The organism is Bacillus sp. FSL R10-2780, from assembly GCF_038006125.1.
GTDB classification, from domain to species: domain Bacteria; phylum Bacillota; class Bacilli; order Bacillales; family Bacillaceae_G; genus Bacillus_A; species Bacillus_A cereus_U.
The window spans coordinates 3,239,789-3,253,600 of sequence record NZ_JBBOUQ010000001.1 but is presented as its reverse complement, the minus strand read 5'-3'; the positions used below and the strand labels follow the sequence as shown (position 1 = coordinate 3,253,600).

Below are 13,812 nucleotides of genomic sequence, written 5' to 3'. Positions count from 1 at the left end.
GATGTGGATAATGTGAAAATATATTGATAGGGCATAGCCGTGAGAAATCGGAAGAGAGATTCAACTATAAGTATCTATTAAAGAAACTGTCTAGTTTTTCAATAGAAAAAAGACCAAAGAGATTTATCTCTTTGGTCTTTTTTACGCAAAAAAAATAGCGGTTGGCTATTTTTAAAATTAATGATTGATTGTATCTTGAAGAAATTCTGTTGCTTGATGTTCTGAAACATTCTGTACGAGCGCAACTTCACTAATAACCATTTTACGCGCATTATCTAGCATTTGTTTTTCGCTCGCATTTAATGCTCTTTCTTTATTGCGACGAAGTAAATCACGAACAACTTCTGCACTATCTTGAAGATTGCCGTTCTTCATTTTTTCCATATTCATTGTATATCTTTGTTTCCAAGAGAGTGATGGGTCTGATTCCCCATGATGAAATTCAAGAAGTATAACATCTAACGTACCTTTATCTACGATATAACGAATACCTGATTTTTGTAATTGATTCATCGGAAGCATTACTTGCATATCTTTACTAATGATGCGTATAACACAATATTGACGCGTAGTGCCTAATATTTCTTTCTCTTCAATTGCTTCGATGATTCCTGCACCGTGCATTGGATAAACGATTTTATCACCAATTTGAAACAAATCATCCACCTCCATATGTGGTAACCACTTTTAATGATAACATACTAGGATAAAAATGTCAAATTTTATATAATATCACATCTGATATGCTGTAGTCAATATATAAAAGTCGTTTTTTTATTTGTTTTTTTGCCCTTATAACGTTGAATAAATAGGGGGGATTTTTTTAGAAAAATAGTACAGGCGCAGAAAGAAGGCATATCCACTTATTTTTAAGCATAAAATATAAAATCGCTAATACAATATACCTAAATCCGTTCTTTGCAAGGGAGGGAGAGAAGGTGGGGCGCACAATTAGAATTGATATTACAAATAAAGTTGTAGCTAAATTTAGGCAAGATTATTTGGAATTATATACGAGTAAGTTTATGATAGGTAAGTTTTATGTCTATACTGAAGATAAACAATATGTGTTAGAAGACGGATATATATATGAAGATGGAAAGTTTTATCGCATCATAGATACGCACCGTGGCAATAAACAAGCGGCGGAGGGCTGCGATCTAGGATGGTGTTAACATGATTCGTGTGAAAGTGTTTGATGAAAGTCATGAAAAAGACTTAGAAGAATCTGTAAATGTATTTTTGAAAAAAATTGATGATGGAAATTTTGTAGATATAAAGTATCAAGTTGGTGTTTCAATTAACGATGATGAAAATCAAATTTATTGTTTTTCAGCGATGATTGTTTATAAAGCATAAAAAAGAGCTGGGGAGCCAGCTCTTTTTTATGCTTTATGTTGGGACAACATGTGTCGGTAAAATATTCATAATAGATTGTGTTGCGCCGATTTTCTTTTTCGTTAAAAAAACTTCTCCTGTTTCATGCTCCTGAGCATCAGTGCACATACCGAGGTGATAACGATCACCTAAAAATGGATCAATATAAAAACCATTTTTGAATACTTTATCATTTGGATGTTTTTCATGGTGAATTTCAGAACAGTTAATGCAATAGAACATAGCTTTCATCTCCTTTTTATTTTTGTTAAAAAAAGTGGGTCTGTAGTCATTTCGCTCCTAAGGAAATGTTGAGGAGAAGAGAAATAACTACCTACCCAAATGGCGGGCATACTCCTTCTGATCTTTACATATCTCGCGTATTGTCCCCGAGGGAAGGAGGAGAGACGAAGTACAGATGAGATAAGTTAGGCGCTTCTCTCAATAGGAGTGATAGAGTTTCATATTGAGGGGATTTTCTATTTTTCATTGCCTTTGTGAGTATATTATGAGGGAATGCTGAGAGGGTGTTTGTCCTGTTGAAAAAATGTTGAGAATTTCTCAACAGTGAAAAAGAGCCTTTCTTGACATGAAACCAAAAGGTGTTATATTGTTAATGTGAAACTAAAAGGTGTTATATTTTGATGCCGAATAAAGGAGATATAAAATGGAACAACAAAATACATTAAATGATATTAAACAAACAATCGTTTTTGACGCGCCTATTCAAAAAGTATGGAATGTAGTATCAACTGCAGAAGGAATTGCGTCATGGTTTATGCCAAATGATTTCGAATTAGAGGTAGGACATGAGTTTCATGTGCAATCACCATTTGGACCATCACCATGTAAAGTGTTAGAGATTGATGAGCCGAATCATTTATCCTTCTCATGGGATACGGATGGCTGGGTTGTTTCATTTAATTTGAAAGACTTAGGAGATAATAAAACAGAATTTACGTTAATTCACGGCGGCTGGAAACATCCTGATGAAATTCTTCCGAAAGCGAATGCGAAGAGCTCTATTATTCGCGATAGAATGAATGGCGGCTGGGTAGCGATTGTAAATGAAAAACTGAAAAAGGTTGTCGAAGGTTAAATGGCCTCGTCAGCAGCGAAATATGACGTATTTCAAGCAATTGCTGATCCAACCCGCCGAGAAGTGTTGCGGTTATTAAGTGATAAAGAGTTACCAATTTCAAAAATAACGGATCATTTTCCGATGAGCCGTACTGCAGTTGTAAAGCATCTTCATATTCTTTCAGAAGCGAATTTAGTGAGTGGGAGAAAGAGCGGGAGAGAAAAGATATACCGTTTGCATCCAGAACCATTAGAGGAATTACAACAGTGGCTCTCGTATTATGAACGTTTTTGGGATAATAAATTGTCCATGCTTAAACATATTGTGGAGAATGAAGAGTAGATTTTATGCAAAGAGGATGACCAAAATGGTCATCCTCTTTTTATTGTTCACTTGTTTGTTTAGCTGGCTTTAATAGGATCCAAGCGATAATTAATGTGAATACCGCTAATACGAACGTGCTCATATAAATGACGTGTACACTTGATGCTAATGCGGATTGTGACTCGGTTGCTACGTTTGCTGTAGTTCCTCCATGTCCGCCAGAAGAAACAAGATCAAGGTTTTTAATGCCACGTGCATGAATCATCGTATTGAAGATCGTTCCGAAGATTGCAGCTCCTAGTGTTTGACTAAATGTATTAATAAATGTGTTTAAACCAACTGCCGTTCCGCGCGTATGAGCCGGTACAGCTGCTTGAATTGTTACCATGTAAATTGGTGTAACAAGCCCCATTCCTAAGCCGAATAATCCGACTGCAACATAAATAAGGAATGATGGTGAATCTGTTGATAATGTAAATAATAAGAAAGTAGCAACGGATAAAATGCTAGCTCCAAGTAAAATAATTTGTTTCGTTTGTAACTTGCCAACTAAGTTACCAGAGAACATCGCACCGAATGTCCACATAACAGGAATCGGCATTAAAATGAGTCCAGCCTCTGTCGCATTTTTTCCTAAAACACCTTGGCTCCAAATTGGAAGATACACTGTAATACTAATAATCATTGCGCCAGCAATAAGTGTTAGTATGTTTATTGTAGATAATGTACGGTTAGAGAAAAGTGCTAGCGGAATTAATGGTTCCGGAGACTTTTTCTCGATGTATAAGAAAATAATGAATGAAACAGCGGCAAAGATTAATAGGCCGATAATTGAAATGTCTCCCCAGTTTTGCTTACTGCTACCTGTTAATAATGCGTATAGTAAAGCAATTGTACTTAATGAGAAGACTGTCGCACCAAGATAGTCGATATGTTGCTTAGCGGCGGACTTAACAGATTCCTTATAAGAAGTGGCAAACATTAAGCAAGCGATAATTCCAAAAGGAACGTTTAAGAAGAAAATATAGCGCCAAGAAAGAGAATCAACTAAAAATCCACCTACTAACGGCCCAATAACACCAGATACACCCCAAACGGCACTCATCCAGCCTTGTGCTTTCGCGCGGTCTTTAGCTTCGCTATATAGGTCTCCAATAATCGTCATTGTGATCGGCATAACAGCACCAGCCCCTATACCTTGAAGAGCACGGAAGAAGATTAATTGTTCCATTGATGTAACGACTCCGCAAAGTGCAGAACCGATTAAGAAGATTGTTGCTCCGATGAGCAGAACTTTTTTACGGCCGAATAAATCAGCTAGCTTTCCGTATATTGGAGTCGAAACAGCTGTTGCAAGCATATAGATTGCATATACCCAACTAACCAGTTCGACACCTGACAAATCACTCGTTATACGAGGGATCGCTGTACTAACAATCGTTCCTTCTACCGCAGAAAGAAACGTCATTAGCATTAAAGACATCATGACTTTTTTTCTCATTTGTTTTCCCCTTACCCTTTTTCGAATATTCAACAATATAAAATATAAAGGTACTAAGGTATATAAAGCAACAAAAAAGCAATGGGAAGTTAGGAGGAAGGGATATTTTTGAAGAAACGGTCGATATATTTAAAGTATCGCCGATATAATTTCGTGCGCCTATAAAAAAAGAAACAGGAGTCCCTGTTTCTTTTTTTAGTATTGCATTTTCGCATTTTGTCCTGCTGTTGTTCCGGCAATTCGACCAGTAACAAGGGCAGATGTAATGTTATAGCCGCCAGTATAACCGTGAATATCAAGAACTTCTCCGCAGAAGTATAAACCATTCGTGAATTTCGAAGCCATTTCTTTCGGGTTAATTTCTTTAACGGATACCCCTCCGCCAGTAACGAATGCTTTTTCAATTGACTGCGTACCATTTACATGGACGGTAAATTCTTTAAAGTCTTTCACAAGTGCGCGAATCTTCTCATGAGAAACTTGTCCAGCTTGTTCGCTACCGTCAATTTCATTTTTTTCTAATAAGAATAGGAAGTAACGTTCAGGAACATAGCCTTTTAAAACATTTTTAATTCCTTTTTTCGGATCTTCTTTCATTTGTTTCAGCATGCGCTGGAACAGTTGCTCACTATTTTCTTCTGGCAATGCATCGATACTCATGTGCACTGTGTTCGTTTTAAACTTTTTCATCGCTTTCACAACGAATTGGCTACAGCGAAGAGCAGCAGGACCAGATAGGCCGAAGTGAGTGAAGAGCATGTCCATTTTATGAGAAATGATAACTTTTCCTTTCGGGTTTAATACACTTAAGTTTACATCTCGTAAAGCAAGACCTTGTAATGTGCGGTCACGAATAAACGGTTCGTTTGAAAGGATTGGTACTTCTGTTGGGAAAAGTTCTGTAATTGTATGCCCAGCTTTTTCAGCCCAAGCGTATCCGTCTCCAGTAGAACCAGTTTGAGGAACAGATTTTCCCCCAACAGCGATAACGACGTGATTCGTTTCTAACACTTCGCCTGTTTGTAGAATAACAGCCTTCGTTTGACCATTTTCATATTCAATCGTTTCAACAGGTGTGTTCGTACGTATTTTTACACCTAAGTCTTTTAATCGTGTTAACAGTGCATCTACAACAGATTGCGCTTTATTTGATACTGGGAACATGCGGCCATGATCCTCTTCTTTCAGTTTTACACCGAGATTTTCGAAGAATGTAATAATATCTTCATTACTGAAAATAGAAAAAGCACTGTATAAGAAGCGACCATTTCCAGGTATATGTTTAACGATTTCATCAAGTGGTAGACGGTTCGTTACGTTACAACGACCACCACCAGAAATCGCAAGTTTACGTCCTAGTTTATTTCCTTTATCAAGAAGTAAGACGCTTGCGCCTTCTTCAGCAGCACCGATTGCAGCCATTAGCCCTGAAGGACCGCCGCCGATGACAATAACATCATAATGCATAATATATCGACCTCATTTTCTACATTTCCTGCCTAAAAGAATAGCATGTTTTCCCTTAAAAGAAAAATAGAGTGAAGTACTGCTTAAGAGGAGAATTGTGGTACAATACAAAAGTTAGAGTTCAGCATTATCCTGCTATTTATGGGCAATAAGACTACTACCTTAAGATTTAAGAGAAGTAAAGGGGAGTTAAAGCGGCCTGTAAATGCTCGAATGGTTAGTAGGAGGAGAGTCTCCCACTGATTATAGTTTCACTTTATGTAGATGTAGGAGGATTTTTGTATGTCCGATTCAAAATTTCTGCGCGGAACGCTTATTGTGACGTTAGGGACATTTTTAGTAAAGTTCTTAGGCATGATTTACGTCTTTCCGTTTCATGCATTAGTAGGCACAGAAGGCGGAACACTCTATACATATGGATACATTCCATATACGATATTTTTAAGTATCGCAACGGCAGGGGTGCCGCTTGCTGTTTCGAAGTTTGTTTCCAAATATAATGCACTCGGAGATTATAAAACGAGCCGGAGAATGTTCCGCTCGGGAATGGTTATGATGATAGTAACAGGAGTTCTTTCCTTCTTAGTACTGTACATGACCGCACCATTATTTGCAGAAGCAATGCTTGGTAAACAAAGTTTACAAAATAAGATAGAAGAAGTTACGACGATTATTCGCCTCGTAAGTTTTGCGCTTATTGTTGTGCCGGCAGCAAGTTTGATTCGTGGTTATTTCCAAGGCCACCAATCGATGGGACCGACTACGGTTTCACAAATTATTGAGCAAATTATTCGTATCGTCTTTTTATTAGCGGGTAGTTTCATCGTTATTAAAGTACTTGGCGGTACAGTAGCAACGGCAGTTGGGGTTGCTACATTCGCTGCGTTCGTTTCAGCAGTTGGAGCACTTGGCGTATTAATTTGGTACTGGTTAAAACGTAAAAAATATTTGGATCAATATTTAATTGAGCAAACTGTACCAGAATCAACGGTGAGTACCGCTCAATTGTTTAAAGAGTTGTTTGCATATGCAATTCCTTACGTCGTAATTGGGTTAACAATTCCTTTATATCAACAAATTGATACATTGACATTTAACTCTATTATGCAGGCGATTGGTCAAGGGGATATCGCAGAGCGAGCACTTGGTATTTTCACGATGTGGACGCATAAATTAATTATGATTCCGGTATCACTTGCAACAGCGTTTAGTTTAACGCTCGTACCAGCGATTACAAAATCGTTTACTGAAAAGCAATACCGTTATTTAAAATTACAAATTACACAAACATTCCAGGCGAATATGTTTTTAACATTGCCAGCAGTTATCGGTATTTCTACACTTGCATATCCAATTTACACTGCTTTCTACGATTCAGATCCACTAGGTGGACAAGTATTAATGTGGTATGCACCAGTTGCATTGTTATTCGCTTTATTCACAGTAACAGCAGCTATCTTGCAAGGGATTAACAAGCAGAAACATGCGGTTATTGCGCTTGTGATGGGTGTTATTTTGAAATTTGTATGTAACGTAATCTTTATTCGTTATTTCGGTACAGTTGGGGCGATTTTAGCTACTGCAGTCGGTTTCTTAGCTTCCGTATGGTATACGAATAGACAAATCAAAAAACACGCACACTATTCATTTGGTGTTGTATATAAGAGAACATTCCAAATTGCAGTATTAACACTTGTAATGGTTATTGCTGTAAAACTATCACAATGGCTTCTATCCTTCATGATTTCGCCTGATGGTCGTATTGGTGCTCTTATTACAGTTGCGATTTGTGCAGGTATTGGTGGTCTTGTTTACGGATTGTTAGCGATTCGCACGGGAGTACTAGAAAGAGTATTTGGCGGAGAAGCTTTAGAGAAAATCCAGCGTAAACTTGGTAGTAGATTCAAAATAAAGTTGAAATCAAAAGGGGCGTAAATACGTCCCCTTTTCTATGATAAATAAAGAAGGTGAAGAACATGAGATTAGATAAATTATTAGCGAATATGGGACACGGAAGTAGAAAAGAAGTAAAGAAATTACTGAAAGACGGCGTTGTGAAAATTGATGGAACGCCAGTGAAAGATGCGAAGTTTCATGTGAATATAGAAGAGCAAGAGGTTATGATTCACGGTGAAGTTGTGGAATATAAAGAGTTTGTTTATTTAATGATGCATAAACCACAAGGTGTTATTTCAGCGACAGAAGATGATAACCACGAAACAGTAATAGATTTATTAGAATTAGAAGATGCGATTTTCGATCCATTCCCTGTTGGAAGGCTCGATATTGATACAGAAGGTTTCTTATTAATCACAAATGATGGGAAGTTAACGCATCAACTATTATCTCCGAAAAAGCATGTGCCGAAAAAATATTATGCACACATTTCAGGCGTTGTAACGGAAGAGGATGTAATAGAATTCGCTAAAGGTGTTATTTTAGAAGATGGCTATGAAACGAAGCCAGGCGAACTTACAATTTTAAAAAGTGATGATATTTCCGAAATTGAGCTTGTTATTACAGAAGGAAAATTCCATCAAGTGAAGCGTATGTTTGAAGCGGTAGGGAAAAAAGTAGTGTATTTAAAGAGAACAGAGATGGGACCTTTAGTGTTAGATGAAGAGTTAGAACTTGGGCAATATCGTGAATTAACAGATGAAGAAGTAGAAATATTAAAGACGTATCAAGTAGATAACGAAAAGTAACGCCAATTTCAGAGCATAGAAAAGACCCCTTTCTAATGAGTTAGAAAGGGGTATGTATTTATTTACATACAATTATTTTTTGTTATGAGGTCATTCTCACTTTCTTTCCTGTCGTTGTCCACTTGCCGCGGCAAGGGCTATACACGAGTTCATTAAACTGCAACACATTTAGATCACGTTGTATCGTTCGCGGTGTGATCCCGAACTCATCTACAAGGTCTTTCGTTGTTACCGTACCGTTTTCATTGATGTACATATAAATTGATTTAATGCGTGTTAGCATACGAGTAGTTGTAGGTTTCAAGAGAAAACCACTCCTCTACCAGTTTTTTTGACCCCATTCAGGAAAGAAGGTCGTTACTACCATTGTACTCTACATGATAAAATTCATGCTTTAATCTACTTAAATTTTACAAAAGTTTAACAAAGATTCATATAGAAAAATATTGGTAGTTGACATTGTATATTTGGTCAGTCAACTAACTCATAAATTTCTACGTAAAACGCCAAATTCCTGCAAATTTTTTTGAAAAAATAAAAGAAAAACTAATGGGAAATATCTGAAGTGTTACAATTGTTCGTTATTAGGTTTTCATGTATGGCATAAGAGATTTTCGTTTGCTATGATGAAAGAGACAATATAGTGAAGGATGGATGCGTGATGTCAACGATTAATTGGACAGAAGAAGTTACAAAACGAAAAGATGATTTAATTCGTGATACACAACAATTTTTACAAATTAAAAGTGTATGGGAAGAAGAATCTGCGAAAGAGGGCGCACCATTTGGTGAAGGTGTAGAAAAAGCTTTATCTTTCATGTTACATAAAGGAGAAGCAGAAGGTTTCGCTTCTAAAAATTTAGAAGGATATGCAGGTCATCTTGAAATGGGACAAGGAGAAGAATTAGTAGGTATTCTTTGTCACGTTGATGTTGTACCAGAAGGAGATGGCTGGACAACTCCTGCGTATAGTGCGGATATTCGCGACGGGAAGATTTTTGCACGCGGTGCAATTGATGATAAAGGGCCGACGATGGCAGCTTATTATGCGATGAAAATCGTTAAAGAATTAGGCTTACCTCTTTCAAAACGTGTTCGTATGATTTTAGGAACAGATGAGGAAAGCAATTGGAAGTGTGTAGATCATTATTTTAAAAATGAAGAAATGCCAACAATCGGTTTTGCGCCGGATGCAGATTTTCCAATTATTAATGCGGAAAAAGGAATTTCTGACATACAAGTTGTGCAAAATGGTAGCGAAGAGAAAGAAGGCACATTTAAGCTTATTTCATTTGAGTCAGGTCGTCGTTTAAATATGGTTCCAGATTTTGCAGAAGCAGTTATTACAGGAGAAGATGTAAATGCACTTACAGTAGCATATGAAGAGTATTTACAAACTGCTAAAAAAATAGGTAAAGCAATTGTAGAAGGAAATACGGTGACGTTGCAAATCAAAGGGATTTCAGCTCACGGATCTACTCCAGAAAAGGGAGAAAATGCAGGTTTATTATTGGCAAACTGCTTAACGAAAGTTTCTCTTGATGGAAAAGGGGCTTCCTTTGCATCGTTTGTAACAGAAACATTTACAGGTGATATTATTGGAGAAAAAGCTGGTATTTCTTATAAAGACGATATTAGCGGCCCGTTAACAGTGAATGTTGGTCGCCTGTCTTACTCGCAAGAAAACGGTGGTAATTTAGGATTAAATGTACGCTATCCAGTTACGACTAACTTTGAAGAAACGATTGCAAAGTTAAAAAAATATGTTGGTACTCATGGATTTGAAGTAGCGGATTATTCTAACTCTCGCCCGCATCACGTTGACAAAGATCATACGTTAATTCGTACTTTGCAACGCGTATATGAAGAACAAACTGGTGAAAAAGCTGAATTGTTAGCAATTGGCGGTGGTACTTATGCTCGTTCATTGAAAGCTGGCGTTGCATTTGGCCCGTTATTCCCAGGAAAAGAAGAACTTGCGCATCAAAAAGACGAGTACATTGAAATTGAAGATTTATTAAAAGCAACAGCGATTTATGCGCAAGCAATTCATGAATTAGCGAAATAATGAGAGGCCGTCCCAAAAGGTTTTTTGGGACGGTTTTCTATTAGGAATAGGTTGCTTTTATTGTTGTATTTTGTTGTTAAGTCGATATTTCTTGTCGAAACGTCGATATGATTTCATTTATTATCGCGATCTTAACTAAGAAGAAAATAAATCTATTCAAAGGTTAGACTTTTTGGATGGTTCCCTTCTTTTTAGCTGAATGAGATAAGAAAGAAAAGCAACAATAACATAAAGGAGACGATGTAGATGGTGCCGCATTATTTTGTCGCAGTAACTTTACCACGTCATATAAAAGAAGTGCTCTCTAATTATAAAGAGGACATGAAGGATGAATTGCCATTTCGCTCGTGGGTACATGAAGAAGACTATCATATTACACTTTCATTTTTAGGAAGTGCGACAGAGGAACAATTAGAAGGAATAAAGAATGGATTACAAATGCTTACAGAAACAAAAGAACTATCGTTCACGTTACAAGGATTTTCAACGTTTGGCCTAGAAGAAGAGCCACGTATTTTTTGGGCGAAGGTAAGTGAGAATAATGATTTGGTTCAGTTGCAAAAACAAGTGCATACAATTTGTGAAGAAAATGGTTTCTCTCTAGAGACACGTCCTTATCATCCACATATTACTGTTGCACGTAAATGGGCAGGAGGAAAAGTATTTGATCTGACAAATGTAAAAGATTTACCCGTAACATCATTTCGAGCAGATACGATTACTTTGTATGAATCTCACGTTAAGGAAACGCCAAAGTATAAATCGATTACTGAAATAAAACTACAAACATAGAATGTATGAAAACGTTTTTTATACAGGTGAATATACTATAGGGAATAATGTGTTACTGTATAGAGCTTCGCTGATAAGAAAACCCTTATCATTTGCAGCTCGTTTCATTTTAACTTTAAGAATGATGGTGATTTTTTATGTTGAAAGTAAAACGTCCATTTGATGCCTATTTAGATGAAATGAATAAAATTACAATTTTGCTCCCGCATGCGTATGGAACAAGCCGGACATTTCGTTTACAAGAAGGAAGCAATGTGAAAGAGTTACCGATTGTTCATACTATTGCTCTTCCAGATGCAACGAAGTATGAATGTTTTATAGAAGAGCCGCTAGATGTGGGGAAGTATTATACAGTACGGGATGAACGGAATGAAGAAACAGATTTACAAATAGGCGCTGTGATTCGAACAGTAGTTTTCGATGAAAAATATTATTACGAAGGTACCGACTTAGGTGCTGTGTATAAAAAAGAAGAAGCAATATTTAAAGTATGGGCTCCGACCGCAAGGCTTGCGAAAGTACGGATTTATAAAAATGATAAAGAATATATTGATTATGAAATGTACAGAGAAGAAAACGGAGTGTGGATTCATACATTACAAGGTGATCATGATGGAGCAAGATATACATTCCTTGTTTGTATTAATTTAATATGGAACGAAGCGGTTGATCCTTACGCAAAGTCAGTGACTGTAAATGGGAAATACGGCGTTGTTATCGATTTGGAAAAGACGAATGTAACAAAACGAGAGGAATTATCACCATTACAGTCAATGACAGATGCCATATTGTATGAACTGCATATTCGTGACGCTACTATTCATCCAAACAGTGGAGTGAATAAAAAGGGAACATATAAAGGATTGATGGAAGAAGAGACAACGGGACGAAATGGGACATTAACAGGATTGTCTCATATAAAAGATTTAGGCGTTACACATGTTGAACTATTACCTTTACATTGTTTTGGTGGTATAGATGAAGTGAATCCTGCTTCCGCATATAATTGGGGATATAATCCATTATATTACAATATACCAACAGGATTTTATGTTACAAACCTTTCTGATCCGTATAACAGGATAGTAGAGTGTAAACAACTAATTGAAACATTTCATGATCACGGCATTCGAGTGATTATAGATGTTGTATATAATCATGTTTATGAAAGAGAATTATCATCATTTGAGAAGCTTGTCCCGGGATATTATTTTCGTCATGGGGAAGATGGTATGCCTTCTAATGGGACGGGAGTTGGAAATGATATAGCATCTGAACGGAAAATGATGAGGAAATTTATTATAGAATCTGTTTTATATTGGCTTACTGAATACAATGTTGATGGATTCCGATTTGATTTAATGGGGATTTCAGATGTTGAAACGATGAATACGTTAGAAAAAGAAGTGCGAAAAATAAAGCAGGATGCGCTGTTATTAGGTGAAGGATGGGATTTACAAACACCGCTTCCTCTTGAAGAGAAAGCGACGTTAAATAATGCGAATAAAATGCCATATATCGCACAGTTTAATGATCAATTTCGTGATGGAGTAAAAGGAAGTACTTTTAATATAAATAAACGTGGCTTTGCATTTGGTGGGCATGTAGACTGTAATCATTTGCAGTATGTAGTAGCTGGTAGCCTTTTAAGTATGAAAGAAACAGGATTGTTCCTAGAGCCAGTACAAAGCATCAACTATGTAGAATGTCATGACAATATGACGATGTGGGATAAACTAGTGCAAAGTAATCCAGAATCAGAAGAAATTTTGAAAAGGCGTCATCGCTTAGCGACTGCAATGGTTATTCTTTCACAAGGTATTCCTTTCTTACATGCGGGGCAAGAGTTTTATCGTACGAAGCAAGGAAATGAAAATAGTTATAATGCAAATGATGAAATTAATCAATTAGATTGGGATCAAAAAGAAAAAGAGATGGAGACAGTTAACTATATAAAAGGTTTAATTGCGATTCGGAAGGAGCATGGGGCATTCCGATTAAAAAGCGCTGACCTTATAAAAAAGCATATGACTTTTTTGCAAACATCAAAAGAAGCACTTGCATACCACCTGCAACATGTAGAATTATTTGGGCCGTGGAAAGAGATTGTTGTGCTATTCAATAGCGGTTTGGAAGCTAAAACGGTGCAGCTTCCAAAAGAAGAAACGTGGCATGTGTTAGTAAACGAAAAGCAAGCAAAAATAGAGCCAATTTCTTCATTTAGAGGAAAGGAACTTCAATTGGCTCCAATTAGCACGTATATATTGACGATAATGTGACAAATCGCTACTTGACGATGAGAATGTAATAAATGTAGAATTGACAAAGGTGACGATTTTGATAAGTTGTCATTCTATGAGTGATTTTGTAAAATAAACTAGAAGAACAGGTGATTTATCCTGTTTTCGGCTTATGCCAAGTTTTTTCATTCAAATACAGTAAAATATATGAATCCACAACATGTGTAGAAATGTTGCGGTTTTTCTTTTCATAACTA

At 36.7% G+C, this 13,812-nt stretch carries 14 protein-coding genes; 9 read left to right on the top strand and 5 right to left on the bottom strand.

The window, feature by feature from the left end; all coding sequences use genetic code 11:
• Window positions 1–177 precede the first annotated feature (177 nt).
• Entirely contained in the window at window positions 178–672 is a 495-nt protein-coding gene (locus NSQ47_RS16985) for a CarD family transcriptional regulator (protein ID WP_341037457.1), read from the bottom strand.
• Window positions 673–938: 266 nt separating this feature from the next.
• On the opposite strand from NSQ47_RS16985, the gene NSQ47_RS16980 reads away from it, so the two are divergent.
• Window positions 939–1,175 carry a DUF2553 family protein gene (locus NSQ47_RS16980; protein ID WP_002089059.1) on the top strand — a complete coding sequence of 79 codons (237 nt, stop codon included), beginning with the start codon at window positions 939–941 and terminating at the stop codon, window positions 1,173–1,175.
• A 1-nt stretch (window position 1,176) separates the two neighbouring features.
• The gene (locus NSQ47_RS16975) at window positions 1,177–1,359 is read left to right on the top strand and encodes a sporulation protein Cse60 (RefSeq protein WP_002160180.1); all 183 of its coding nucleotides are present in this window, start codon (window positions 1,177–1,179) and stop codon (window positions 1,357–1,359) included.
• Window positions 1,360–1,392: 33 nt separating this feature from the next.
• Here NSQ47_RS16975 and NSQ47_RS16970 read toward each other — a convergent pair whose 3' ends face one another.
• Window positions 1,393–1,620, bottom strand: a complete 228-nt coding sequence (locus NSQ47_RS16970; protein WP_002160181.1) for a DUF3973 domain-containing protein — start codon at window positions 1,618–1,620, stop codon at window positions 1,393–1,395.
• A 424-nt stretch (window positions 1,621–2,044) separates the two neighbouring features.
• On the opposite strand from NSQ47_RS16970, the gene NSQ47_RS16965 reads away from it, so the two are divergent.
• Together NSQ47_RS16965 and NSQ47_RS16960 are read left to right on the top strand one after the other, a co-directional pair.
• Complete coding sequence (locus tag NSQ47_RS16965; protein ID WP_078173963.1) at window positions 2,045–2,476, top strand: SRPBCC family protein; 432 nt, start codon at window positions 2,045–2,047, stop codon at window positions 2,474–2,476.
• Window positions 2,477–2,800: an ArsR/SmtB family transcription factor gene (locus tag NSQ47_RS16960; protein ID WP_088079512.1), complete on the top strand. Its 324-nt coding sequence runs from the start codon at window positions 2,477–2,479 to the stop codon at window positions 2,798–2,800.
• 40 nt (window positions 2,801–2,840) lie between these two features.
• Here NSQ47_RS16960 and NSQ47_RS16955 read toward each other — a convergent pair whose 3' ends face one another.
• Complete coding sequence (locus NSQ47_RS16955) at window positions 2,841–4,283, bottom strand: MDR family MFS transporter (RefSeq protein WP_341037455.1); 1,443 nt, start codon at window positions 4,281–4,283, stop codon at window positions 2,841–2,843.
• A 195-nt stretch (window positions 4,284–4,478) separates the two neighbouring features.
• Entirely contained in the window at window positions 4,479–5,750 is a 1,272-nt protein-coding gene (locus NSQ47_RS16950; RefSeq protein ID WP_002112345.1) for a BaiN/RdsA family NAD(P)/FAD-dependent oxidoreductase, read from the bottom strand.
• A 282-nt stretch (window positions 5,751–6,032) separates the two neighbouring features.
• Between NSQ47_RS16950 and NSQ47_RS16945 the strand changes: the two genes are divergently transcribed.
• Together NSQ47_RS16945 and NSQ47_RS16940 are read left to right on the top strand one after the other, a co-directional pair.
• Window positions 6,033–7,685, top strand: a complete 1,653-nt coding sequence (locus NSQ47_RS16945) for a putative polysaccharide biosynthesis protein (RefSeq protein WP_002112344.1) — start codon at window positions 6,033–6,035, stop codon at window positions 7,683–7,685.
• Between the two features lie 41 nt (window positions 7,686–7,726).
• On the top strand, window positions 7,727–8,455 hold the full coding sequence (locus tag NSQ47_RS16940; protein WP_002160186.1) for a pseudouridine synthase: 729 nt from the start codon (window positions 7,727–7,729) through the stop codon (window positions 8,453–8,455).
• An 82-nt stretch (window positions 8,456–8,537) separates the two neighbouring features.
• Here NSQ47_RS16940 and NSQ47_RS16935 read toward each other — a convergent pair whose 3' ends face one another.
• Window positions 8,538–8,759: a DeoR family transcriptional regulator gene (locus tag NSQ47_RS16935; RefSeq protein ID WP_000805512.1), complete on the bottom strand. Its 222-nt coding sequence runs from the start codon at window positions 8,757–8,759 to the stop codon at window positions 8,538–8,540.
• 357 nt (window positions 8,760–9,116) lie between these two features.
• Between NSQ47_RS16935 and pepV the strand changes: the two genes are divergently transcribed.
• The 3 genes from pepV (at window position 9,117) to pulA (ending at window position 13,594) form a co-directional block, all read left to right on the top strand.
• Entirely contained in the window at window positions 9,117–10,523 is a 1,407-nt protein-coding gene (pepV, locus tag NSQ47_RS16930) for a dipeptidase PepV (RefSeq protein ID WP_341037454.1), read from the top strand.
• A gap of 246 nt (window positions 10,524–10,769) precedes the next feature.
• Window positions 10,770–11,315 carry an RNA 2',3'-cyclic phosphodiesterase gene (thpR, locus tag NSQ47_RS16925; RefSeq protein ID WP_199659287.1) on the top strand — a complete coding sequence of 182 codons (546 nt, stop codon included), beginning with the start codon at window positions 10,770–10,772 and terminating at the stop codon, window positions 11,313–11,315.
• Window positions 11,316–11,452: 137 nt separating this feature from the next.
• Window positions 11,453–13,594 carry a type I pullulanase gene (pulA, locus tag NSQ47_RS16920; protein ID WP_341037451.1) on the top strand — a complete coding sequence of 714 codons (2,142 nt, stop codon included), beginning with the start codon at window positions 11,453–11,455 and terminating at the stop codon, window positions 13,592–13,594.
• Window positions 13,595–13,812 lie beyond the last annotated feature (218 nt).